This is a genomic window from Arthrobacter sp. BB-1, from assembly GCF_006151685.1.
GTDB lineage: Bacteria > Actinomycetota > Actinomycetes > Actinomycetales > Micrococcaceae > Arthrobacter.
In genome coordinates, this window is the sequence record NZ_VDEV01000019.1 from 218,353 (window position 1) to 242,510 (window position 24,158).

A 24,158-nucleotide genomic window follows, 5' to 3' on the forward strand; every position below is an offset into this window, starting at 1 on the left:
AGTCCCAAGCCCTGTCTAGCCCGAACACGCCTATCCGGAGCGCCACGGGAAGAGCAGGTACAGGCTGACCCACGCCAGGCCGACCAACAGCAGGGCCCGGATCCACAGTTCCCAGGCGGTGTTCCACACCCACAGTGCCGCAGTCCATGGCAGGAGAACCAGGAATTCCAGCCCCTGCAGGACCCAGGGCTGGCCCCGGAAAGCGGCCCACAGGTCAGCCAGGTTTCCCTGCCTGACCAGCAGCACTGCGCCGAACGCCGCCCACAGCAGAACGGCGATGACGAAGACGATGGCGCTGACGATTTTGGTGGAGTCCGCCATGGTTCCTCCGGACTTTCTTCTGGATGGCCAATCGGTCGACCAGCTCCAACCCGCGTTGGAGCTCCAGAAACCAGCGTCACCCGAAATCCCGCGGGCCCACAGGGTCTTTCGTCCCAGCGGCCCGGGCGCGGTGGCCCATCCCACAGCGAATCGGGACGGTCGGCCCTATGCCGGGCGTTCCGTGGACAGGAACCTGAAGGTACGGCACGCGTCAACCGGGAGGATCCCATGCACGCCCTCCGGACATCAGTCCGAACGCATCCGCTGTGGTGGTATTTCAGCGTCACATTCCTCTTGTCCTGGGGCTGCATTGTGCTGGCCGTCTGGGCCAGCACGGGTGGCTTGTCGCCCACGCCGGAAGAATTCCAGCTGACGGTCCCCGTCACGGTGCCGGCGATGCTGCTGGGGCCTGCTGTTGCCAGCCTGCTGCTGACGGGAGTTGCCTCCGGACGTGCAGGCTACAGCGAACTGTGGCAGCGCCTGAAGCACTGGCGCGTGGGCGGGCGGTGGTACGCCATCGCCCTGCTGGTCGCGCCCGTGACGATGGCCGCCGTCGTGCTGGGTCTGTGGACTTCCTCTCCCGCATACGCGCCACGGATCGCCACGGCAGAAGACAAGGCCGGGACCATCGCCATGGCACTGGTGCTCGGGCTGGTGGTGGGGCTGCTCGAGGAAGTCGGCTGGACCGGGTTCGCCATCCCGAGGGCGCGCCGTCGCCTCAGCGCACTCTGGACCGGAATCCTGGTGGGGGTGCTCTGGGGAGTGTGGCATTTCTTCGTGAGTTACTGGGGCGGCGGCGGAACCAACGGCGGCATACCGATGGAGATCTTCCTTTCCCTGTGGTTCGTGGGCGTGCTCGTCGGGCAGCTCACCGCCTACCGGGTGCTCATGGTGTGGGTCTACGACCGCACCGGCAGCCTGCTCCTGGCAGCGCTGATGCACGCGAGCCTCTCCACCTTCCAGTTCATCCTGAACCCGCTGACGCCGGGGATCCCGCAGCAGGTCTACCCGTGGGGCCACGCGGCAACAGCCTGGCTGGTGGTCGCCGTCGTGATGCTGGTCCGCCGCGGCGACCTGACCCGGGGACCTAGGACCCTTTCAGCCAGGAAACCCATCCACCATTCTTGAGTTAACGCGGCGCTGGACGGCACCCGGATCATCGACGAGCAAGGAGCAGGAATGAAAGCCATTGTCTACGGCGGACCGGGGAAGAAATCCTGGACCGATGTGCCGGAACCAACCATCGTCAATCCCAGTGACGCCCTCGTAAAAGTGGACACCACCACCATCTGCGGAACGGACCTGCACATCCTCAAGGGCGACGTGCCGGCAGTCCAGGAGGGAAGGATCCTGGGCCACGAAGGCGTAGGAACAATTACCGAGGTGGGGTCCTCCGTCACCACGCTGAAGCCCGGTGACCGGGTCATCATTTCCTGCATCAAGTCCTGCGGCCACTGCGCCAACTGCAAGACCGGCCTGTACTCCCACTGCCTGGGGGACGAAGGCGCGTCGGGCATCGGCTGGGTTTTCGGCCACCTGATTGACGGCACCCAGGCCGAATACGTCCGTGTGCCCTACGCCGAGAATTCCCTGCACCTGCTGCCCGCCGGAGTGAGCGACGAGCAGGCGGTCATGCTCTCCGATATCTTCCCCACCGGCTTTGAAATCGGAGTGCAGTACGGGCGGGTCAAGCCAGGAGACACAGTTGCGGTGGTAGGAGCAGGGCCGGTGGGGCTGGCGGCCATCGCCACCGCGGGACTCTACGGAGCGGCCACCATCATCGCCATCGACCTTGACCGCAACCGCCTGGAGCAGTCCCGCGGGTTCGGGGCCACGGACATCGTTGTTTCGGGCGACCCGGACTGGAAGGACCAGGTCCTCTCCCGTACCGACGGGCAGGGGGTGGACGTGGCCATCGAGGCGGTGGGCATTCCCGCCACCTTTGGCATGTGCACCGAGATAGTCCGTCCCGGCGGCACCGTGGCCAACGTTGGCGTCCACGGCAAGGCAGTGGAACTGCACCTGGAAAGACTGTGGATCCAGAACGTCAACATCAGCACGGGCCTGGTGAACACCAACACCACGCCCATGCTGCTGAAGCTCGTGGCGCAGAAAAAGCTGCCCGCAGAGAAGTTCGCCACGCACCATTTCCGGTTCGACCAGTTCATGGATGCCTATGACACTTTTGCCCGGGCGGCGGAGACCAATGCCTTGAAAGTCGTAATCACTGCCTGACATGCCCGGCTGCGGGGTGTCCGGACGTCTGGCAGCACTTCCCGGCCTATGCTGGCAAGGTGACCCCTGTCCCGTCCCCCACGCCGCTGGACGTCGTCGTCCACTCTGGTCCGGCCGAGTGGTGGGTGATCCTCGCCGGGCTCGGTCCGCTGGCCGTGCTCATCGCAGCCCTGCTGGCGTTCTATATCAACTGGCGCACCCTTAAGCAGCGCACCGCTGCGGACAAGACGGCCCTGGACCAGAAGCGGGAAGCGGATGCCCGTGCCCTGATGCAGAAGACTGAAGCGGACAGCCGCGCTGAATGGTGGCGGCGGACGCAGTGGGCACTGGACCGCGCGCTGGACGGGGACGAGGGAACAAAGGCCTTGGGACTGGCCACCCTGGAAGTGCTGGCCCGCAGCGAACTCGCGCGCACCGAAGAACTCGAGTTGTTCGACATTGCATGGAAAAGCGTCTCCGGCGATGAGAACGGGGAGGACCTCGGGGAGGAAGGAAACGGCGGCCAGGAGATGCCCTTCGTGGACGACAGCCGCATCATGGGCGAGAATGGAACGACGGATGAAGGCACAACCAAGGAGGCTGGACCATGAGCGCAGCGTCGCCTGAACACCGGTTTGTCCATCCTCCGCGGAACACTTCCGCCAAGCCTGCCCCCAAGAAGGCCACCCCGGCTGAGCATCGGGTCCAGGTTGCGGCCGCCAGGCTGCGCGTCACGCTTGACGAGCGCCTGGGCCGCGAAACACCGGCCAAGACCAAGGCGCTGGCCAAGGAACCTATCTAGGTTCCATTCGGAAGGCTGTGCACCACGCACAGCGTGTGCTGGATCGGGTGGGTAGTGGCTGCAGTCCTCCTTGGATGGAATCCCAACGCATGGGACCGCTGGGACTACCCTGCCGCCGTCGAGCAGGTGGCGCAGTCCGGCCGGTTCCTGCAGCGCTGGAGCGTCGGCCATGCGCTGGACGTCCGGCTGGGGACTGAAGCCTGGCTCCTGGTGCAGGGCAGGACTGACGCATGGACCGGGCTTATTGGACACGGGGTGGTGGTGTCCGAACCATACGCCGGCATGCCCGGTGCGGAACCTGCCGACGCCGGCTGGAGCGTCAGCGTCGCTTTCGACGCCCTGCTCCCGCTCGGCGAGCAGATACGGCCCGAGGCCCTCAGCGAGGCCGTCCCCTGGCTGGCGTGGCGCGACGCCGTTGTTCGTCCAGGCATGGACCTTCCGCCTGGGGCGGAACCTGGCCTTCGCCGGTTGTGGCGGGAGCAGGGGCCGACGGCGGGTACCCCCGCCCAGGTGGTGTCCGGGACCTGCCCGCCGTCCGCGGTCAGCAGCATCGAGGTGAACCGCTACGAGCGGGACGCCGAGGCGCGCGGGGTATGCCTGGCTTTCCATGGAACGTCCTGCGCTGCCTGCGGATTCTCCTTCGAGGCCTCCTACGGTGATGCCGGCACGGGCTACATCGATATCCACCACGTTGTGCCGCCGGAAATGCTCGGGAGCGGGTACCAGCTGGATCCTATTGCCGACCTTGTTCCGCTGTGCCCCAACTGCCACACCGTGGCGCACCACGGGGTGACGGAACCACGCACGGTGTCGGAACTCCGGAACATCATCGCCGCTGCCGGCCATTTGAGGGGCGAGGCAGTGAGCCCGCATGCCCTTCAGGCGCAGGATGACGCCCGGCGGATCCTTGAAGGCCGCCAGGACTGACCAGATTGCCGTCCCGCGCTTGCGCCGCGGGGACCTTATGCCCTGTTTCCTCCGGCGGGTAAGCCGCATCCTGATCGGGACGTGTACGCACAAACTGTGGGAAGCAGCCATGCCAACAAGAAGGAAGACCAGCCGCACTGCCGGTCCTGCTGCAGGCGGCGGGCAGGGTGCCCAGGCATCCGTCGAGGCCGCCTACCTGTTCGGGTTCCGGGTGGCAGTTGCCACCACCGTCCTGACGGTGCTGACCTTTGCGCTTGCCCTGACAGCACTGCCGGACAAGGTCCCCTACCCCTTCACGGACGACGTGATCGCCGCCCAGTGGCCCGGTGACTACTACTGGCTGTTTCCGGCGATGATGCTGATGCTGCTGTTCGTGGCGTTGGTTGCCGCACTGCATCAGTACTCCCCGGACAGGAGCAAGACCTACAGTTCGCTGGCGCTGTGCCTCGCGGTGATCGCGGCGGCTGTCCTCCTGGTCAACTACTACATCCAGGCAGTGGTGATGCCCACGAGCCTCGAAAAAGGTCAGCTTGACGGCTGGTCCATCTTCACGCAGTACAACCCCAACGGGATCTTCATCGCCCTGGAGGAGCTCGGGTACCTGCTCATGACCGTGGTATTTCTCTGCCTGGTGCCTGTGTTGTCTACCCGGACCAGGCTTGAGCGGAGTATACGGTGGCTGTTCCTCGCCAGCTTCGCCGCTGCGGTGGCCTCCCTCGCCGTCGTAGTGGCGCTGCGCGGCATGAACCGGGAGGATGTCTTCGAAATCATCATCATCAGCATCGTCTGGCTGACCCTGATCGCCGGCGGGGTCCTCCTTGCGGTCCTTTTCAAGCGCGGCCCGCAGTCGGTATAGGCGTTCGACGGCGGCATCGAAGGAGAGTGCCATGGCTGGAGCGGCGCGGTACGGCGGCCCGCACTGGCGGCGGGTTGTGGCTGTGCTGGCCAACAGCGATGCCCGCACTGCTTATGCACAAATTGTCCTCGGTGCCGTGCCCGGGGACGCGCCCACAGAGTTGAAGAATCAGCAGCTGAACGGCCGGCGGCGGAACCGGGCCATCGAAAACCTGCTCGGGTCGGGGCTCGTGGAGCGCACTGCGGCCGGCGGGCTGGTGGCGCCTGAAGCGATCTTCCGGAATCTGCTGGCCCAGCAGCCGCGGCGGCAGGCACCCACCGGGGTGGCACGTTTCCTGCGCCTGGGCAGGATTGAGAGGTACCCGGCCACCATGGCGGAGCGCCGCGAGCTCCTGGCTTGGATTGCCAACGACTCGATCCGGCCTGGTGAGCACCTGACCGAGAAGCAGGTGAATGAGCGGCTCCTCTCCTACACGGAGGATGTGGTCCTGCTGCGCCGCTACCTGGTTGACTTCGGACTGCTGGAGCGGACGCCTTCGGGTTCATCCTATGGACGGCCACAGGAATCCTAGGAATTACAGCTCGCCCTTGACGGCTGCAAAACGTTTTGCATATAGTGATTCAAGCAACATACAAAACGTTTTGCAAAGGAACGGTCGATGGCGACGAAGGTAAACATCCGGGACGTAGCGAAAGCTGCAGGCGTTTCCGTGACCACGGTGTCGCACGCCCTGAGCGAAGCGCACAGCTCCCGGGTTAACGCCCGGACCGTCGAGCACATCAAGGCCGTCGCCGGCGACCTCGGCTACGCACCGAACCGTTTGGCGAGCGGACTGCGCAACCAGCGCTCCCAGATCCTGGGCCTCGTCAGCGACGAGATCACCACCACCCCCTTCGCCGGCGCCATGATCCAGGGCGCACAGGACGCGGCCTCCGAGCACGGACACCTGCTGATGGTGGTCAACTCCGGCCTGGACAATGAACTGGAGCGCCAGGAGATCCGGGCACTGCAGCAGCACCAGGTTGACGGAATCATCTTCGCCCGGATGTTCAACCAGCGGGTGTCCGTACCCGACGAACTGAGCGCGGTTCCCACCATCGTGTTGGACGCCACCACAGACAACCCCGGGTTGTCCTCGGTAGTGCCGGATGAGTTCGGCGCCGGCGAGTCCGCTGCCGAACTCCTGGTGGCGGCAGGCCACCGGAGGATCGCCATGATCAACAACGAGGACGACATCCCTGCTGCACACGGCCGGTTGGCAGGTTTCCGGGAAGGCCTGCTGCGCCATGGACTGGAACTGCCGGCAGAGTACCTGCTCGCCGGGCATCCGAGCACGGCCGGAGGGCGCAATGCCGCCCTGCAGCTGCTGTCCGGACCCGGGCGGCCCACCGCATTGTTCTGTTTCAACGACCAGATGGCCATGGGCGCCTACCAGGCGGCCGGCTATCTTGGGCTGGGCATCCCGGCAGACCTCTCGATTGTGGGAGTGGACAACCTGGAACTGATTGCCGACGCCCTTTGGCCCGGGCTCTCCACCATGGCCCTCCCCCACTATGAAATGGGCCGGTGGGCGGTCCATAAGCTGCTCAACGAACTGGAAAACCCTGGCGCGCCCCGGGTGCAGGAAAAGGTCGCATGCCCGCTGGTCGAACGCGGCTCCGTGGCCCCGCCCAAGAACTGACCCTGACGCCAACTGACCCGCAGGGCAGCCGTCGAGGCTGCCCTGGAACGAACCTGTCTTACCCCACAAAAAACGGGAACGCAGCCGTTGCAGCGGCCGCGTTCCCAGCAGGACCCCGTCACACCCCTCCACCCTGTCCAAGCAGAAAGACTGACCATGAACACGAAGCTCACCAAGGTCCTGGCGACCAGCATAGCCGCCGTCGCCCTCACCGCCACCCTCGCCGGCTGCGGCAAGGGCAGCGCCTCCTCCTCCAGCGAAGGGTCCGGCGAGATCGCGCTCTGGACCCACAACGCCGGCAACCCCGACGAACTGGCCGCAGTCCAGAAGATCGTGGACTCCTACAACGGCAGCCAGGACAAAGTGAAGATCAAGGTCCAGGCCTTCCCCCAGGACTCCTACAACGACTCGGTGGTCTCCGCCGCCGCAGCAGGCAACCTCCCCTGCATCGTGGACATTGACGGACCGAACGTGCCCAACTGGGCATGGGCCGGTTACCTGAAGCCCCTGGAACTGGACGCTGACCTTTCCGAGCAGCTCCCCAGCACAGTGGCTGAATGGGACGGAGAGCCCTATGCGGTGGGCTACTACGACGTGGCGCTGGCCATGATGGCACGCGGCTCCGACCTGGAGGCCGCCGGGGTACGGGTTGCCACCATGGAGCAACCCTGGACCAAGGAGGAGTTCCAGGACGCCCTGACGAAGCTCAAGGCCCTCGGCAAGTGGGAGCACCCGCTGGACCTGGGCACTGCCGGCACCGGCGAATGGCTTCCGTACGCCTATTCCCCCTTCCTGCAGTCCTTTGGCGGCGACCTGGTCAACCGCGACGGCTTCCAGAGCGCCCAGGGCGAGCTCAACGGCGACAAGGCTGTGGCGTGGGCGGAGTGGTTCCGCGGCCTGGCCGACCAGGGTTTTATGGCCAAGAAGAGTGGCAAGGATTCCACCCAGGACTTCCTGAACAACAAGAGCGCCATCGTCTACACCGGCTCGTGGGCCGCGGACAAGGCCAAGGCCGCACTGGGCGATGACCTCGTGGTCATGCCGCCTGTTGACCTTGGTGAAGGCCCCAAGATCGGCGGTGCCTCCTGGCAGTGGGGCGTCACCAGCGGCTGCAGCAATTCCGAGGCGGCCATGGACTACCTCTCCTACTCCCTGAAGCCGGAGAATATCGCTGCAGTGGCCAAGGCCACCGGCGCCATCCCCGCCAGCGAGGAGGCCGCGGCCCAGATCCCATCGTTCGCCGAGGGCGGCGCCAACCGGATCTTCATGGACTTCTCCCGCGAGTACGCCGTCATGCGGCCCGAGACACCCGCTTACCCCTTCATCGCCACGGAGTACGGCAAAGCCGTCCAGGACATCCTGAACGGAGCAGACCCCAAGTCCACCCTGGACAGCGCCGTGAAGGCCATCGACGCCAACATCAAGTCCAACGGCGGCTACAAGAACTAGCCGGCGCCGCCGGAGGCCTGCCGCTCCCATCGGCGCGGCAGCCCTCCGGCAGCCCGACCTACGAAAGACTCCCCATGGCAACTGCTCCCCTTCCCACCCGCCCACGCGTCCCATCGAGCACCCAGGCCGCCCCGCCGCCGTCGAACGTTAAACCCGCTGCCCACCGCCGGCCCGGATTCCGCCGCGACCAGCTCAGCGGCTGGGGCATGATCGCCCCCGCGGCGCTGCTCCTGCTGGCCTTCATCTTCATTCCGGCCATCCTGGGCTTCGGCCTGGCCTTCACCAACGCCCGGCTCATCTCGCCGCGGCCGGTTGAATTCGTGGGGCTGGACAACTTCACCCGCCTGTTCACGGACCCCACGTTCTACCGCGCCCTGCTCAACGTCGCCTACTTCACCGTGGTCATTGTCCCGGTGCAGTCCGGCCTGGCGCTGGTAATGGCACTGTTGATCAACAAGAAGTTCCGCGGCGTGAATTTCTTCCGGACGGTGTACTTCCTTCCCGTGGTCACCTCCATGGTGGTTGTCTCACTGCTGTGGCTGTTCATGTACCGCAAGGACGGCCTGATCAACGAGATCCTCGCGGCCGTCAGCTTCGGCCTGATCGACGGGCCGGACTGGCTGGGCGATCCCAACACCGCAATGCCGGCCATCATCATCCTGTCCATCTGGCAGGCCGCCGGCTTCCACATGATCATCTGGCTGGCCGGGCTGCAGGGCATCTCGGGCGAACTCTATGAGGCAGCCCAGCTGGACGGCACCAGCCGCTGGCAGCAGTTCCGCTACGTCACCTGGCCCGGGCTCTTCCACACCCGCAGCCTGGTGCTTGTCACCATCACCATCCAGGCCCTTGGGCTCTTCGACCAGATCAGCGTGATGACCCAGGGCGGACCCATGGATTCCACCACCACCATCATTTACGAAGCCGTCCAGTCCGGCTACCGGCAGCAGGAAACCTCCTACGCCTCCGCCATTTCGCTGGTGTTCTTCGTCCTCGTCCTGATCGTCTCCGCGGTGCAGCGCTACCTCACCCGGGAGAAAGACTGACATGAAAAACCAACTCCTCCTGAAGAACGCCGGCACCATGCTGGTGCGCATCCTCTTCGCGGTTGTCGCCGCGTTCCCCATCGTCTTCATGCTGGTGTCCTCACTGAAACCGGACCAGCAGATCTTCGGGGACATGTCCTCCCTGGCCGCGTTCCTGCCGGTGGGCAACATCTCGTTCGACAATTACACGGCCGTCTTTGACCGGGTCCCGGCGGCCCGATTCCTGCTCAACTCGGTGGGCGTCTCCGCCGTCACGGTCATACTGGGCATCTTCGTCAACAGCCTCTGCGCCTTCGCCCTGTCCCGGATGCAGGTCCGCGGCAAGAAGATCGTATTCACCGCCATCCTGGCCACGCTGATCGTGCCTTTCCAGACCCTGGCCCTGCCGCTGGTGTGGTGGGTCAACCAGCTCCCCTACTTCGAGCTGAACGGCTTCAGCCTCGAGTTCTCCAAGGGCTGGCTGGACACCTACCAGGTGCAGATCATCCCGTTCATCGCCAACGCCTTCTCCATCTACCTGTTCCACCAGTACTTCGAATCCATCCCCAAGGAACTGGACGAGGCCGCCCGCATCGACGGCGCCAGCTGGTTCAAGATCTACCGCCAGGTGGTCATGCCGCTCTCCGGACCGGCCACCGCAACCGTGGCGATCCTGACCTTCCTGCCCGCCTGGAACTCCTACCTCTGGCCCCTCATGGTGGTCCAGTCCGAGGAACTGCGGCCGGTGATGATCGGCATCCAATACTTCTTCCAGCTGAACGTCTCGTGGGGCGAGGTGATGGCCTACGCGTCCCTGATCACCGTCCCGGTGGTGGTGCTGTTCATCGCCTTCCAGCGTTCCTTCGTCAACAGCATCGCCTCCAGCGGAGTAAAGGGCTAACCATGAATTCATTGACGACGGCGGGCGCCACTGTTCGTGCCACAGGTCCCGCCGCGGACCAGTTCCGGCCCGCCTTCCATTACACCGCCGAACGGAACTGGCTGAACGACCCCAACGGGCTGGTGTACCTCAACGGCACCTACCACCTCTTCTACCAGCACAACCCGTTCGGCCCGGACTGGGGCAACATGTCCTGGGGGCACGCCACCTCGCCGGACCTGCTGCACTGGGAGGAGCAGCCGGTAGCCATCCCCTGCGACGAGCATGAGGGGATCTTCTCCGGCTCGGCAGTGTTCGACCAGCACAACACCAGCGGCCTCGGCACGGCAGCGCATCCCCCGCTGGTGGCCATCTACACCAGCGCCTACAGCGAGGCCGCCCCGTTAGCGGGCCGGCAGGCCCAGTCGCTCGCGTACAGCCTGGACGAGGGCAGGACCTGGACTAAGTACCACGGCAATCCGGTGCTGGACCGCGCGTCCGCGGACTTCCGGGATCCCAAGGTCTTTTGGTACGACGGCGGTGCCGGCAGCTACTGGGTGATGGTCGCCGTCGAGGCGGTGCGGCGCCAGGTGGTGCTGTATAAGTCCGCCGACCTCAAGAGCTGGGAACACCTGAGCACTTTCGGGCCTGCCAACGCCACCGGCGGCGTATGGGAGTGCCCGGACCTGTTCGAGCTGCCCGTGGACGGGAATCCGGCGGACAGCCGGTGGGTCCTGATCGTGAACATCAACCCGGGCGGCATCGCCGGCGGCTCGGCGGGGCAGTACTTCCTTGGAGAGTTCGACGGCGTGGCGTTCCGTTCCGAATCCACCGTCACCGAGGGCCTCCAGAGCGATGTCTCGCGCATGCGCGAGTACGGCTGGCTCGACTGGGGCCGGGACTACTACGCCGCTGTCTCGTTCAGCAACATGCCGGACGGCCGCCGGGTCATGATCGCCTGGATGAACAACTGGGACTACGCCCGCGAGACGCCCACCGGCGGCTGGCGTAGCGCCATGTCCCTGCCCCGGGAGGTGTCACTGGCCCGGGTGGACGGGAAAGTGGTGCTTCGGCAGGAGGCAGTTGATCCGTTTGATGGGTTGGATTGCCAGGGCTTCCGGCTTGACCCGCAGCCCTTGGCCTCCGGCGTCCTGGACGTCCCGGCCGCCGCATCCGTGGCGCGGATCGATGTTGAGTTGGAGCCGGGTGCGGCCCCGAGTGTGGGTCTGGTGCTTCGGGCGGGGGACGGTGAACGGACGGTCATCCGCTACGACGCTGCGGACGGGATGCTGCGGCTGGACCGGCGCGAATCGGGGCACGTGGATTTCCACGAAACCTTCCCATCCGTCGAAGCCGTGGCCGTGCCTTTGTGGGGAGGCCGGCTCCGCCTGCGGGTCTACCTGGACCGCTGCTCGGTTGAGGTCTTCGCCCAGGACGGGCTCGCCACACTCACTGACCTGGTATTCCCCGCTGAGGCGGGCACGGCTCTGTCTGTCTTCGCGGAAGGTGAGGGCGCGCGCCTCGTGGCGCTGGACGTCGTCGAGCGCTGATTTTGCAGGACGCCGGGGCTTCGTTCATGCACATGTAACGTCTCCTCCATCTGTTCGCTGTGGCAGGTTTCCCCTCGGTCCCAAGACTTGGTGTGCCCTTTTACCGGGCACACCCCAACTTGGAGAATGACAGATGAACTATGCAAAGCTGCTGACCGCGGCGGCCATGTGCACAGGACTGGCGCTGGGAACATCCCTTCCGGCGCAGGCCGCGGACACCAATCCGAAAGGCGCCGACAACCACTTTGACCTCCAGGCGCACCGCGGCGGACTGGGCCTGACAGTCGAGTCCACCCTTCCCGCGTTCGCCAAAGCGCTCGAAACCGGCGTCACCACCCTTGAACTGGATCTCCAGATCACCAAGGACGGCCGCGAAGTTGTCACCCATGACCGCAAGATCAGCGATAAGAAGTGTGCCGACACCGCCCCCGTCACGCCCGGGGATCCCCAGTTCCCCTACGTGGGCAAGTACATCAAGGACCTCACCTTCGACCAGGTCCGGAGCCTTGATTGCGGCAGCCTGACCCTTTCCCAGTTCCCGGGCCAGCAGTCCGCTCCCGGTGAGAAGATGCCGACCCTCGCCGAAGTTTTTGCCCTGGTGGATTCCTACCGTGCCAGCCAGGTGAAGTTCAACATCGAGACGAAGGTTGAGGCGGGAGCACCGGAGCAGACTGCTCCCCGGGAGCAGTTCGTGGCCGTGGCACTGAAGGAAATCAAGGCCGCCAACATGCAGCCCCGCGTGTCCATCCAAAGCTTCGACTGGGGTGCCCTCCGGCTGGTGCAGGATCTGGACCCCCAGATCCGCACCGTTGCACTGACCAACAAGGACTTCCTGCAGGCCGGCAAGCCCGGCAGCTCGCCGTGGCTGGGCGGCATTGACGCTGACGACTTCGGCGGGGACCTGGTGGCAGCTGCCTCCCATCTGGGCTTCGACGCCATTTCCCCGGTACACGGAACTCCCCAAAACGGGACCGTGGTGGACCCCGGATACACCCCTTACGTCACCGCAGACATGGTCAACCGCGCCCACGAGGCCGGGATGCAGGTCATTCCGTGGACCGTGGACGACAAGCCCACCATGCGCGCGCTCATCGACACCGGCGTGGACGGGATCATCACCGACTACCCGGACCGCCTTCGCGACGTCATGGCCGAATACTCCATGAAGCTCCCGCAGCAGTTCTCGCTGGAGCCGGGGGCTGCCCGGCTGTAACGCCGAAGCCAGCACCACGCGGGCCCTGCACGGTTTACGTGCAGGGCCCGCTTTTTTGCCTCCATTGGGACTTTGGGCTCTGGGTGCCGGGCCGGGACCGGCCGTAGTGTCAGGGCATCCGGTCCATGCGCCGAGAGTGGCACTTTTGGTTCCGCTTACTTGCCGGACACCTCTTAGCTTGGGAGGCAGGAATATGCTTTTGCTCCGAACCGAGGGCGGAAACCGCGGAACGGCCCGCATTCCAGGGCAATGGTTACTGGGGATCGTTGGTGCTGGCACGGTTGTCGGTGCCCTTACACACGGCGTGATGCCCCGCCTCTTAGGAAAATGGGGTGCCACCGGATCAGAGGCGGGCATGTTGCTGCCAGGCGATAACCTGATCCCCGAGCCCGACTCCGTCCAGACAATGGCCGTCACCATCTCCGCGCCGCCCGCGCAGGTCTGGCCGTGGCTCGTGCAGATGGGGGTTGACCGGGCCGGGCTGTACTCCTACACGTGGGTTGAGAACGGGTTGCTCCGTCTGGGAGTAACCAACGCGGACCGGATCCACCCGGAGTGGCAGGACCTCAAGGTAGGCGACACGATCGCCTTCACTCCCCCAGGTTATCCGGGAGGGCGCAGGGGACCCCGCGTGGCCGAATTGGAGAGCTGCCGGCACCTCGTTCTCGACTCAAGCCCGGGCGCGCCGGCAGGCACGGTAACCGGAACGTGGCAGTTCATCCTCCACGATACGGGCGACGGCGGGACGCGGCTTTTGCTGCGGACTCGCACCGGTCCGGGGCGGCCTGCAGTGCTGCGCTTCATGGACTTCCTGCTGCAGCCAGGTTACTTGTTCATGGATCGCGCGATGCTGCTGGGCATCAAGCAGCGGGCTGAGCGGGAGGTGCAGAAGGCACGGGTGGCAACCCTCGCGTGACCCCGTTGCCGGACGGTCCGGCAACGGAAGCCGCGCCTGCCCGGCGGCGTCCCGAAGCGTCCCGAAGAGCCATTCAGCCCGCGCGCCTACCGCCGCTCCCCCCCGCGCCGCCTACCGCCGCTCCGCCCCGCGGGGCGAAGCCGAACGCGCTAGCGCGAGAGCCCATCCACCGGTGACTCCAATGGCAAGGAGCACGGTGATGAAACCGATCGCCGGTGCGCTCGGCCACGACAGGACGTCGCCATACCGCAGCAGGGCAAGCGCCTGCAGAATGACGAAGGCCACGGAGGTCAGGGCCACAGGGCGGACGGTGCGGAGGTCGCGGCTGGACTGGCCCTGAGCGGCCGACCAGCCAAGACCGACCAGCCACGCTCCGACCGCCCTCGCTGTGAGCTCGGACAGTGGCCACGGCCACAACATGGCGGCAGGAATGGGTACGGCCAGGAGCGCAACGCCATAGAGCAGCAGTACCGCAGCGATTCCCACCATGAGCAGCCGGAGCGCAGCGGGCAGCACTGGCCGTGCCACCGTCCCGGACTTCGGGGCAGGACGCCGGGAGCGGACCTGCATCCAGCCAATGACGAGCATCGCCACGGGCACGGCAGCATAGATTGCCAGCCATGCCCAGGTGGCTCCTTGGGCGAGGGGGCCAGCGGCCGGCGACAGGTGGAAGCGGTCAAGATGAAGCAGGGTGACTCCGAGAGTCAGAGTGGTGAAGACAAACACGGGCCAGACTGCCAGCCTCGCTGCATCCCAACCCGCTGAACGGGCGCCCGCCACTTCCAGGCCAGCGGCCGACCAGTAGGCCGCCCCGAGGAAGACCGCCGTCATTGGCGGATTGACTGTCCACGCAAACCATTCCGCAGTCCGGAGCGGGAACACGAACAGCACGAGGCCCGCGAGGAACACGAGGAATGCAGCGGCGTAGAGCAGCCATCGCATTGGATGAATCAACGGTGCTGTTTCAGTTGACGCGGTCTTCACCGGTCAGCTCCTCGGCTGCGGCTGGGTCACCAGGGGCAGGGGGTGAGGCAGGAAGCGGGTTCTCGGCCAGGTAGGTGTGAAGCATGGAGACCACGGTGGCGCCGTCGCCCACTGCAGTAGCCACCCTTTTGATCGAACCCGCCCTCACGTCCCCAATGGCGAAAACGCCGGGCATGCTGGTTTCCAAAGCTAGTGGCGGCCTGGGCGGCCTGGTGGACGGGGCGTCGCCACTGCCCTCGCGCCTGATGCCCGTGAGCAGAAAACCGGCCGGGTCACGCCCTACGCTGCCAGGCAGCCAGGAGGTCCGCGGCACCGAACCTATCAGCACGAACAAGCCGCCCGCTTCGATCTCCTCGCCGCGGACTGCGTCGGCGGCTCCGGATGCGGCGACCTTGACGGCGGCAAGGAATCCGTCCTGGTCACGGGCGCCCACGATCATGGTGCTATAGCGGATGGCAACGTTCCGGGTGGCCTCAAGTTGGGCTATGAGGTACTCCGACATACTCACCGACAAAGTGGGTCCGCGCACCAGCAGCGTCACCTTCTTCGCATACTTGGCAAGGTGCAGGGCCGCCTGTCCGGCCGAATTGCCGCCTCCCACTACACAGACGTGTTTTCCGGCCATCGACGGCGCCTCGGAGACTGTGGCCCCGTAGAAGACGCCTCGACCCACCAGATCCTCCAGCTGGGGTATGCCCAGGCGACGGTACTCCACGCCCGTGGCCACCACCACCGAGCGGCACCGTACAACGGTGCCATCGGAAATCGATACTGTGTACAGTCTTCCGTCCTCGCCGAGCCGCTCCACCTTCCGCAGGAAGAGGAAGTCCGTGCCCAAGGTCCAGGCCTGGTGGAAAGAGCGGTAGGCCAAATGGGCGCCGCTCACACCGCGGGAGAAGCCAGGGTAGTTGCGAATCAACGAGCTCGTGCCGGCCTGGCCACCCACGGCCTCCCCCTCCACCACCATGGTGGAGAGGCCTTCGGAGGAGGCATACACGGCGGTAGCCAGACCGGAGGGGCCAGCCCCCACAACCACCACATCGAAGACTTTGTCCGCCGGTGGCGGTCGCGTTACCCCTATCGCTTGGGCGATCTCCAGGTCACTGGGGTTCTCGAGGACAATGGGGGGCGCCGTGAACTGCAGCACCATAACCGGAAGGGCGGGACTGCGGAGGTTCAGGCTATCCAGGGTCCGTTGCGCGATCTCGGACTCCACAGGGTGGAAGACGGCTGGGATGTGGTTTCGGCTCAAGGAGTCCCGCAACACGTAGGTTCTTTCGTCGCCGACCTCCCCGATCAGCCGGACGGCCTCGAACCCGACGCCCTGGGCCAAGTGCCAGTCGTCAAGGGCGTCGGTAATGGCCCCGTGGAATTCTTCGTCGCGCGATCGTTCGGGACGTATGATCAGCAATTCAGCGTACCCGCGCGCGATTGCCTGGAAGACGGTGGGGGCGCTGGCGAAGTCGCCCCACGTGACCACAACAGCACGCTTGGCAGCCGGGTGAAAACCATAGGCACGCCGCAGGAAATCGAGTCCACCGCGGTCTGCCGGTCCGTAGCACCCGAGGATGAGGGCAACCTGGCGGTTCCAGCGCCTGAGTCCCTCAAGCACCGCCCGCCCGTGGGCGTGTCCGTCGCAGGCCACCACCTCGTAGTCTGCACCGTACCGTCGACGTAATTCGTCTCCAAGGATGCGCCGGGTGGTGGGGTCTGTGGTGGCAATCAGCATGATCGGAACCGAGTCATCCATGGCCGCCGTCTTTCCGGATCAATGGTTCGGTGGCGATCACGATACCCGCGCCAGGACACTGGGGACAAGGGCATGCGGACTCTGTCAGAATGACTCCCTACAGCGGGCAAACGGGACCTGGGCAGAGCAGAGGCTATGGAAATGGAGGACTCGTGGACGACCACCCGGTACCTGGAATCAACCTGGACGCCACACCCAGTGGAACAGGATGCGTGGAATGCCTCAACGGTGAGGGCGCCGGATGGTGGCTGCATCTTCGCCGCTGCGCCCAATGCGGCCACATCGGCTGCTGCGATTCATCACCGTCACAACATGCCAGCGCACACGCGCGCACCGCCGGGCACCCCGTCGTGAGGTCCTTCGAACCTGGGGAGGACTGGTTCTACGAGCACACCACGAAGAAGTTCTTCCGCGGCCCGAGGCTCCCGGATCCTCAGTCCAGGCCACCGGAGCAGCCGTCACCCGCACCGGCAGGCAAGGTACCGGCAGACTGGCGGGAGCGCCTGCACCGGTAACAGCGCATCCAGAATCCTGTTTGCCAGTGCTGGTTTTTTTACGGCAGTCCGTCCACCGCGCCCAGGCCACGCCGGGCGACGACGTAACCCCAGAACAGCAGTGCGTGTGGACGGGTCCCGCGCCAGCTCAAGGTGATGGAAGCGCCGCTCTGTTCGACGACCCTGGCTGTCCAGCGCCGCCGGACCAGCCCGGGCCGGCGCAACTGGAGCCGGTTGAGGTAGGCATAAGGAATCCATCTCCCTGCATGCTGCTTAACGAGGCTGACAGCGCGCGCAGGCGTAACGGTGGCGCGCTGGAAGTGCGGGTTCTCGCTCTGGTCCAGCGGCCCGTGCGGGATAGTGCCTGCAGGCAGGATCAGGATGCCGTTCCGGTTGACCCAAACCTGAACTTTGCCGCCTTCACTGGCGGCATCGCCCGAGACCAGCCGGCACAGGTCGTCACTTTCCGGAGGTTCTGCTGACTGCGGCGCCTGGACCATGGGGGTCGGCTGCGGCTGGGGGACGCCCTCGCCGGCGGGACTTCCCGGCTGATCGGGCGTATGCGTTTCATGCGCCTTTCTGTTGGCCGCGGCGACAGCCAGCATCACGGCTGCGCGCAGTCCATCTGCACACAACCGGGGCGCTTCAACGGCGAACACTTCGCGGTCGAACTGGACAACCGAGCGGACGCCGGGCTGCTCTCCTAAATGGTCCGCCAGGTCGTCGTGATCGGGACGAACGAGCAAACCGACTTCGTCGTCCAGTCCCACCTGCCAGCCGTGGTTTGCGACCTCCGGTTCAGGTTCGGCATCGACGTAGATCCAGTCCGCCAGTTCGGCCCCACGTACGGGCCGCAGACCCTCCGCCTCGATGCATGGGACAAGGACTCCCAGACGCTCAACAACCTCAGCCGTGTGTACTGCACAGTCATGCTTCGTCAGCCGGTGATGCACCATAGCCGCCCGCCCCCACCCGAGTTCCGCTTTCCTTCGGCAAGCACGAGTCTAAGGCACCTCGCCGCGCCCGTGGCCTCCCAATCAGACCTCGTATGCAGGGGCGCCGATCGGAACAATCCGGTTCGGTTCCCGGCCGAATCCTTCCACCACGAGGCGGTCATCGAACGCCTGGACAGTGGCGTAGGAATTCACCGTCGTATCGAGCATCCCCTTGAAAGTGATGAAGTGGGTGCCACCGGCGAAACCGTAGTTGCCTGCGTGGTTGTGGCCATTGAACCAGGCGACAACATTGTCGTAGGAGGTCACCAGGTCCACGAGTGTGGTGTCGTTGTAGGCGTTGTGCTGGTCGAGGGGAAAAACAGGGTGGTGGGCATTGAGCACCACCTTCTCTCCATTGTGGCGAGCAAGTTCAAGGGTCTGCTCAATCCAAGCGAGCTGCTCCGGACCAACGCCGCCGTTCCAGGTCTGACCGTTCGGCTTGCCCGCCGCCTGCAGTTCGGCCCGCATCTTTTCGGCCAGTACGTAGTTGGCGGAACCTTCGGGGTTGCCGTAGGTGCTGACGTCATTTGTGTCAACGATGATGAATCGCCAGCCGTTGCGGCGGAACTGGTGGTACGACGCCGGCATGTTCATCGTGCGCAGCACCTCCTCCCGGGGCATCTGGAAGTCATGGTTGCCAAGGACATGGAACTTTGACATCCTCAGCTGCTCCCAGATCGGCATCACGGCATCAAAGCTCTCCGGGAACTCATCAATGAAGTCGCCGAGGTGCAGAGCGAACCGGAGGTCCGCCTCATTGAGGGTGGCCACCGCCTCCTGCAGCTTGCCGATGGACTGACGGTAGAGCCGGACGCCGCGGTCGGGCTTGTCGGCGTACTGGCAGTCGGCAATGACGCCGAACCGCAGCGGCGGCTCGGCGCCGCGATTGGATGCCGATGCCGCGGCCGGTGCACCCGCGACGGCAAAGGCGGCGGCTGCGCCGGCGCTCATGCCCAGGAAGCTGCGGCGGCTCTGGCCATGGCTGGTACGGGGCGCGGGGAACTGGATCGGCATTGTGAGCTCCTGGGTGATAGGGAAGGATCAGCACGAGCGAAACAGCGCCCGGTGACGCAGCGGCAACGAAGCGAAGGCTACCCGGTAACATCTGGCCGAAGTCCTTCTCGAGCTGCCGTCTCACAGGATCAAGCCACCCATGCGGGACGGTCGCTCACGTAATTCGGGCCCGGGCCACACCTACGCTCTTCCGGAGAAGCCGATCCCAGCGTCGGACCAAATCTTCATGGATCTGGTACGTACTGCCGTCGAACGGGTGGATAGGCTGGGTGGATGGCGACAGTTATCCTCGTGCGGCACGGCCGCACCACAGCCAATGCCACTGGCCTGCTGGCCGGCCGGGCTGCCGGTGTCAGCCTGGACCAGATCGGGCGCGAGCAGGCTGCCTTGGCCGGAGAACGGCTCGCGGCAGTGCCGGTAGTTGGCGTGGTGTCGAGCCCTCTCGAGCGTTGTCAGCAAACCGCCCAGCTCATCCTCGAGCGCCAGGCAGGCACTCCGTACGCGCCGGTGGAACCCGATCTTACCGAGTGCGATTACGGCCAGTGGCAGGGCCGCACGCTCAGTGATCTCGCAACCGAAGCCCTGTGGACGGCTGTGCAATCGCAGCCGTCCGCCGTTGTCTTTCCCGGCGGTGAATCCATGGCCGGGATGCAGGCTCGGGCGGTCGCAGCCATTCGCCGCCATGATGCTGCCTTCGAAGCCGAGTACGGGCCAGGAGCTGTGTGGGTGGCAGTGAGCCACGGTGACGTCATCAAATCAATCATTGCCGACGCGCTGGGCATGCACCTGGACCTGTTCCAGCGCATTAACGTGAACCCTGCCTCCGTATCGATCGTGCGCTACAGCGCCACCCGGCCAAGCGTCCACGCGACCAACACCGAGGCCGGGGACCTGTCCTGGCTGTCGAACGGCATCCTCCCGGTCGACGCGCCGGTGGGCGGCGGTGCAGGGCAACAGGCGCCATGAAGCGCCTGTGCCTAAAATGCTCTTATGCCTACACGTGTTCATGAGTTCGACTGGCCTGATCGGGTCGTCGTCGGCACTATTGGCCTTCCGGGGGCACGGACGTTCTACCTGCAGGTGCGGGCAGGGAACCAGATCGTCAGTATCGCGATGGAGAAGCAGCAGTCGGCCCTGCTCGCGGAGAAGATCGACGAAATCCTCGACCAGCTTCTCAACGTCGAAGGCAACCCCCACAGCGTTCCCACCGGCACTCCCATCGAATTGGTTGACAATGACCAGCTCGAGGCCGTTGAGGAGCAGTTTCGGACCGGCGCCATGAGTTTAGGTTGGGACCCGACGACGGCGCAGGTCGTCATAGAGGCCTATCCCATCATCGATGCCGACGCGGATAACGACGACGAATCCCTTGATGAGGACGCCGACGTGCCCGAAATGCTGCTTGTGCGGATGCCGGTTGGCACAGCGCGCGCGTTTGCCAAGCGCACACGTGAGGTTGTGGGCGCCGGGCGTCCCGCGTGCCCGCTCTGCGGTTACCCCGTAGACGCCGACGGGCACGTCTGCACTTTGCCCGAGGCCTGATGCCGGCGCCTGACCTGGTGACGGCCGAACTGATGCTCACCGGGCGCATTACGACGGCGTCGAATGCCACCTTCCTGGGCAGCATTGGCGGCACAGCGGTTGTCTACAAGCCGATTGCCGGGGAGAAACCGCTGTGGGATTTTCCCGACGGCGTCCTTGCCCACCGGGAGGTTGCCGCTTATCTGGTCTCGGAGGTCCTCGGATGGAACGTGGTGCCCCGCACCTGGCTGCGCGATGGTCCGTTGGGCGAAGGGATGGTGCAGCTGTGGCAGGAGGCAGACCCCGACCAGAACGCGGTGGACCTCGTTGAAGCGGGCGACGTTCCCGAGGTCGGTTGGAAGCAGGTCCTCGAGGGTCAGGATGAGAACGGACGGATGGTCGCCCTCATACATGAGGACTCTCCGGCGCTCAGGCGCATGGCGGTGTTCGACGTCGTCGTCAACAACGCCGACCGCAAAGGCGACCACATCCTTGCCATGACGGACGGACACCGGCACGGAGTGGACCACGGGCTTACCTTTCACCGTGACCACAAGCTGCGCACCGTGCTGTGGGGGTGGCTGGGAGACGCCCTGACCGTCGAGGAACTTGAGGGCATCGACCGCGTCAGCGATGGACTGGACGGTGAGCTGGGCCGAAACCTGGCAGACCTGCTCAGCGCCGAAGAAGTCGCCTCGCTCGCGGCCCGCTGTGCCCGGTTGCGCTCGGCGGGTAGGTTCCCGGCCCCGAGCGGCGAGATGTCGGCGGTGCCCTGGCCGCTGTTCTGAGGGAATCGCGACTGCGCCTTCGCAGCACGCCAACGTAGAATGTCAGACCCTCCTTCAATAATGGGTACATGGCAAGCGGAGCGGTGGAAAAGGCTTTCGGGGCGATAGACGACGCGATTGCGACAATCCGCGCCGAAGTCGCTCTGCCCCCTTTCGCGTCGGCGTCGGACACAGACCCTCTGGCTGCCGTTGCTGACGGATGCTTGGACATCCTCGCCAGGAGCGGACGGGCCGAGGCTAAAATCGCGGCATTGAAGGCGGAGGCAGCCGCCACGTATGCGGACTCGGCGCGGTCGGCGGCGCCCCTGGACATGCCGGCCCAGGCCCAGGAAATGGCCATAGCAGCCGAGGTGGGCTGCGTACTGGCCATCGGCGATCGGGCCGCAGGCATGCTGCTGGAACAATCCCATGCGTTGGCCACGTCCCTGCCCGGGACCCTGTCAGCCCTGCAGGCGGGAACTCTTTCGTGGCAGCACGCCAAGGTGATGGTGGACGAAACCGCCACCCTCGACCGCGACGCGGCGGGAGCACTTGAGGCCCACTTCCTTGGGGATGATGCGGCCACCCCTGCCCGCGGCTGCCCGGCCGGCGAGATGCCCGCCTTCAGGTTCCGGCGGAAGGCCCGGACCTGGCGCGAACGGCACCACCCGGAAAGCATCGAAAAGCGCCATGCCAAGGGCGTGCAGGACCGATGCCTGGAATACACCCCAGAGCAGGACGGCATGGCGCGGGTGTCTGCCTACCTGCCCGCGGACCAGGCGGCTGCGATCTGGAACCGGATTACCGCCATCGCCCGGGGCCTGCAAGGGCCCCACGAGGAGCGGACGCTCACGCAGTTACGGGCAGACGTCTTCGCTACGGCAGCCCTGCGAAGCAACAACGGCTGCGCCCGCTGCAGCAACGGCATCAGCGGCGCGACCGAGGCCGGGCCGGATGCAGGGGCCAGCGGTCTAGCCGATGTACCTACGCCCCGGGCCGAAATCCTAGTTACCGTTCCTGTCTTCTCCCTGCTCGGTATGACTGAAGAGCCGGCGATGCTCGACGGGTTCGGACCCATCCCTGCCTCCATCGCACGGGATTTGGTGGCCAATGGAGCTGACTCGTTCCACAGGGTGCTCGTGGATCCACGGGATGGGGCGCCCTTGGAAATCGGCCGCACGAGTTACCGCATCACGAAGGCCATGCGGAACTGGCTACGGATGCGTGACGGCAAGTGCCCGTTCCCCGGGTGCAGCAACCATTCGCTGGACAACGAGGCCGACCACCTCCTGGCCTGGCATCACGGCGGAACCACCGGGATCAGCAACCTGGGACAGCCCTGTCCACGGCACCACAGACTCAAACACGCCAGCGGCTGGAACCCGACACCAGCCACAAAGAATGAACCGCCCGGCTGGCTCTCCCCTTCGGGGCGGAAATACAAAAGCGAACACCAGGACTGGGAACCGCCACACTGGCCGCGTTCGCTCACGCCGGTAGCCGGAGAATTGCAACGACAACTGCCGTACCCGCCTATGCCCACCGCTCTGGGCGGCACCGTGGACTACCTTAAGGACCCGCGCTCTGCCGCAGAAGAATGCCTGCGCGCGTATCTCGATGCGAGATAGGCTGCCAAACGGAGCTGTCGTCCCCAGGGCCGCTCTCCGCCGCGCCGCTTCGGAATGGCCCTTGCAGGGTGCTGGGAACCACGCGACTTGTCCCAATGCACAAGGGACCCCGCACAAGCGTGCGGGGTCCCTTGTGTCAGGTCCGAAAGGTATTGCGGCGGGAACTAGAAGTCCCAGTCCTCGTCTTCAGTGTTCACGGCCTTGCCGATCACGTACGAAGAACCGGACCCGCTAAAGAAGTCGTGGTTCTCGTCCGCGTTCGGGGACAGGGCGGAGAGGATGGCCGGGTTCACGTCGGTGACGGACGCCGGGAACATCGCCTCGTAGCCCAGGTTCATGAGCGCCTTGTTGGCGTTGTAGTGCAGGAACTTCTTGACGTCCTCGGCCAGGCCCACGCCGTCGTACAGGTCGTGCGTGTACTGGACCTCGTTCTCGTACAGCTCGAACAGCAGCTCGAAGGTGTAGTCCTTGATTTCCTGGCGCTTCTCCTCGGAAACCCTCTCCAGGCCCTTCTGGAACTTGTAGCCGATGTAGTACCCGTGGACAGCTTCATCACGGATGATCAGGCGGATCAGGTCGGCCGTGTTCGTCAGCTTGGCGCGGGAAGACCAGTACATGGGGAGGTAGAAGCCCGAGTAGAACAGGAAGCTCTCCAGCAGCGTGGAGGCCACCTTGCGCTTCAGGGGGTCATCGCCCTGGTAGTAGTCCATGACGATCTGCGCCTTCTTCTGAAGGTTCTCGTTCTCGGTGGACCAGCGGAACGCCTCGTCGATCTCCTTGGTGGAGGCCAGCGTGGAGAAGATGGAGGAGTAGCTCTTGGCGTGCACGGACTCCATGAACGCGATGTTCGTGTAGACGGCCTCCTCGTGGGGAGTCAGCGCATCCGGGATCAGGGAAACTGCGCCAACAGTTCCCTGGATGGTGTCCAGCAGGGTCAGGCCGGTAAACACCCGCATGGTGAGCTGCTGCTCGGCCGGCGTCAGGGTGTTCCAGGACTGGACGTCATTGGACAGCGGCACCTTCTCCGGCAGCCAGAAGTTGTTGACCAGTCGGTTCCAGACGTCCACGTCCTTGTCGTCCTGGATACGGTTCCAGTTGATGGCCTCGACGTGGCTAAGCAGCTTGACCTTCTCGGTCATGTCATCCCCTATGCGTTGGGTGGTTTTCTCTA

The 24,158-nt window shown here is 65.2% G+C and carries 25 protein-coding genes; 19 read left to right on the top strand and 6 right to left on the bottom strand.

Features of this window, described 5'->3' with window-relative positions; genetic code table 11:
• Positions 1 to 30 precede the first annotated feature (30 nt).
• Positions 31 to 321, bottom strand: a complete 291-nt coding sequence (locus FHJ30_RS11315; protein WP_139029399.1) for a hypothetical protein — start codon at positions 319 to 321, stop codon at positions 31 to 33.
• 228 nt (positions 322 to 549) lie between these two features.
• Between FHJ30_RS11315 and FHJ30_RS11320 the strand changes: the two genes are divergently transcribed.
• The 14 genes from FHJ30_RS11320 to FHJ30_RS11385 all read left to right on the top strand — a co-directional run bounded on the left by FHJ30_RS11320 (position 550) and on the right by FHJ30_RS11385 (position 13,834).
• A complete protein-coding gene (locus FHJ30_RS11320) occupies positions 550 to 1,449 on the top strand; it encodes a CPBP family intramembrane glutamic endopeptidase (RefSeq protein WP_139029400.1) in 900 nt (299 codons plus the stop codon).
• A 51-nt stretch (positions 1,450 to 1,500) separates the two neighbouring features.
• Positions 1,501 to 2,556 (top strand): zinc-dependent alcohol dehydrogenase family protein, encoded by a 1,056-nt coding sequence (locus FHJ30_RS11325; protein ID WP_139029401.1) that lies wholly within the window; start codon positions 1,501 to 1,503, stop codon positions 2,554 to 2,556.
• 59 nt (positions 2,557 to 2,615) lie between these two features.
• Positions 2,616 to 3,146, top strand: coding sequence for a hypothetical protein (locus FHJ30_RS11330; RefSeq protein WP_139029402.1), 531 nt, complete (start codon positions 2,616 to 2,618; stop codon positions 3,144 to 3,146).
• Positions 3,143 to 3,337, top strand: coding sequence for a hypothetical protein (locus FHJ30_RS11335; RefSeq protein WP_139029403.1), 195 nt, complete (start codon positions 3,143 to 3,145; stop codon positions 3,335 to 3,337). Before FHJ30_RS11330 ends, FHJ30_RS11335 begins: the two co-directional genes overlap by 4 nt.
• Positions 3,338 to 3,391: 54 nt before the next feature.
• Positions 3,392 to 4,264 (top strand): HNH endonuclease, encoded by an 873-nt coding sequence (locus FHJ30_RS11340; RefSeq protein WP_139029404.1) that lies wholly within the window; start codon positions 3,392 to 3,394, stop codon positions 4,262 to 4,264.
• Positions 4,265 to 4,373: 109 nt separating this feature from the next.
• Positions 4,374 to 5,120, top strand: a complete 747-nt coding sequence (locus tag FHJ30_RS11345; protein WP_240793676.1) for a hypothetical protein — start codon at positions 4,374 to 4,376, stop codon at positions 5,118 to 5,120.
• Between the two features lie 31 nt (positions 5,121 to 5,151).
• Positions 5,152 to 5,691 (top strand): DUF2087 domain-containing protein, encoded by a 540-nt coding sequence (locus FHJ30_RS11350; protein ID WP_139029405.1) that lies wholly within the window; start codon positions 5,152 to 5,154, stop codon positions 5,689 to 5,691.
• 87 nt (positions 5,692 to 5,778) lie between these two features.
• Positions 5,779 to 6,801, top strand: a complete 1,023-nt coding sequence (locus FHJ30_RS11355; protein WP_139029406.1) for a LacI family DNA-binding transcriptional regulator — start codon at positions 5,779 to 5,781, stop codon at positions 6,799 to 6,801.
• Between the two features lie 156 nt (positions 6,802 to 6,957).
• Entirely contained in the window at positions 6,958 to 8,250 is a 1,293-nt protein-coding gene (locus FHJ30_RS11360; RefSeq protein WP_139029407.1) for an extracellular solute-binding protein, read from the top strand.
• Between the two features lie 74 nt (positions 8,251 to 8,324).
• Positions 8,325 to 9,296, top strand: coding sequence for a carbohydrate ABC transporter permease (locus FHJ30_RS11365; protein ID WP_139029408.1), 972 nt, complete (start codon positions 8,325 to 8,327; stop codon positions 9,294 to 9,296).
• Between the two features lies 1 nt (position 9,297).
• Entirely contained in the window at positions 9,298 to 10,176 is an 879-nt protein-coding gene (locus tag FHJ30_RS11370) for a carbohydrate ABC transporter permease (protein ID WP_139029409.1), read from the top strand.
• Positions 10,177 to 10,178: 2 nt separating this feature from the next.
• Complete coding sequence (locus tag FHJ30_RS11375) at positions 10,179 to 11,705, top strand: glycoside hydrolase family 32 protein (protein ID WP_139029410.1); 1,527 nt, start codon at positions 10,179 to 10,181, stop codon at positions 11,703 to 11,705.
• A gap of 133 nt (positions 11,706 to 11,838) precedes the next feature.
• Positions 11,839 to 12,918 (top strand): glycerophosphodiester phosphodiesterase, encoded by a 1,080-nt coding sequence (locus FHJ30_RS11380; protein WP_139029411.1) that lies wholly within the window; start codon positions 11,839 to 11,841, stop codon positions 12,916 to 12,918.
• Between the two features lie 307 nt (positions 12,919 to 13,225).
• Positions 13,226 to 13,834 (top strand): hypothetical protein, encoded by a 609-nt coding sequence (locus FHJ30_RS11385; protein WP_240793677.1) that lies wholly within the window; start codon positions 13,226 to 13,228, stop codon positions 13,832 to 13,834.
• Positions 13,835 to 13,945: 111 nt separating this feature from the next.
• Here FHJ30_RS11385 and FHJ30_RS11390 read toward each other — a convergent pair whose 3' ends face one another.
• Both FHJ30_RS11390 and FHJ30_RS11395 read right to left on the bottom strand, forming a co-directional pair.
• Positions 13,946 to 14,776, bottom strand: a complete 831-nt coding sequence (locus FHJ30_RS11390) for a hypothetical protein (RefSeq protein ID WP_240793678.1) — start codon at positions 14,774 to 14,776, stop codon at positions 13,946 to 13,948.
• A gap of 22 nt (positions 14,777 to 14,798) precedes the next feature.
• Positions 14,799 to 16,568, bottom strand: a complete 1,770-nt coding sequence (locus FHJ30_RS11395) for an FAD-dependent oxidoreductase (RefSeq protein ID WP_139029413.1) — start codon at positions 16,566 to 16,568, stop codon at positions 14,799 to 14,801.
• Positions 16,569 to 16,720: 152 nt separating this feature from the next.
• On the opposite strand from FHJ30_RS11395, the gene FHJ30_RS11400 reads away from it, so the two are divergent.
• On the top strand, positions 16,721 to 17,083 hold the full coding sequence (locus FHJ30_RS11400; protein WP_139029414.1) for a UBP-type zinc finger domain-containing protein: 363 nt from the start codon (positions 16,721 to 16,723) through the stop codon (positions 17,081 to 17,083).
• 38 nt (positions 17,084 to 17,121) lie between these two features.
• On the opposite strand, the gene FHJ30_RS11405 is transcribed toward FHJ30_RS11400, so the two are convergent.
• Positions 17,122 to 18,018 carry a hypothetical protein gene (locus FHJ30_RS11405; protein ID WP_139029415.1) on the bottom strand — a complete coding sequence of 299 codons (897 nt, stop codon included), beginning with the start codon at positions 18,016 to 18,018 and terminating at the stop codon, positions 17,122 to 17,124.
• A gap of 81 nt (positions 18,019 to 18,099) precedes the next feature.
• The gene (locus FHJ30_RS11410) at positions 18,100 to 19,071 is read right to left on the bottom strand and encodes a metallophosphoesterase (protein WP_139029416.1); all 972 of its coding nucleotides are present in this window, start codon (positions 19,069 to 19,071) and stop codon (positions 18,100 to 18,102) included.
• Positions 19,072 to 19,344: 273 nt separating this feature from the next.
• Between FHJ30_RS11410 and FHJ30_RS11415 the strand changes: the two genes are divergently transcribed.
• The 4 genes from FHJ30_RS11415 to FHJ30_RS11430 all read left to right on the top strand — a co-directional run bounded on the left by FHJ30_RS11415 (position 19,345) and on the right by FHJ30_RS11430 (position 22,987).
• On the top strand, positions 19,345 to 20,037 hold the full coding sequence (locus FHJ30_RS11415) for a histidine phosphatase family protein (RefSeq protein WP_139029417.1): 693 nt from the start codon (positions 19,345 to 19,347) through the stop codon (positions 20,035 to 20,037).
• Between the two features lie 24 nt (positions 20,038 to 20,061).
• Positions 20,062 to 20,613, top strand: coding sequence for a DUF3090 domain-containing protein (locus tag FHJ30_RS11420; protein ID WP_139029418.1), 552 nt, complete (start codon positions 20,062 to 20,064; stop codon positions 20,611 to 20,613).
• Complete coding sequence (locus tag FHJ30_RS11425) at positions 20,613 to 21,380, top strand: SCO1664 family protein (RefSeq protein WP_139029419.1); 768 nt, start codon at positions 20,613 to 20,615, stop codon at positions 21,378 to 21,380. The genes FHJ30_RS11420 and FHJ30_RS11425 overlap by 1 nt, the downstream gene beginning before the upstream one ends.
• 68 nt (positions 21,381 to 21,448) lie before the next feature.
• Positions 21,449 to 22,987: an HNH endonuclease signature motif containing protein gene (locus tag FHJ30_RS11430; protein WP_139029420.1), complete on the top strand. Its 1,539-nt coding sequence runs from the start codon at positions 21,449 to 21,451 to the stop codon at positions 22,985 to 22,987.
• A 164-nt stretch (positions 22,988 to 23,151) separates the two neighbouring features.
• On the opposite strand, the gene nrdF is transcribed toward FHJ30_RS11430, so the two are convergent.
• Positions 23,152 to 24,126, bottom strand: a complete 975-nt coding sequence (nrdF, locus tag FHJ30_RS11435) for a class 1b ribonucleoside-diphosphate reductase subunit beta (protein WP_056079660.1) — start codon at positions 24,124 to 24,126, stop codon at positions 23,152 to 23,154.
• Between the last annotated feature and the right edge of the window lie 32 nt (positions 24,127 to 24,158).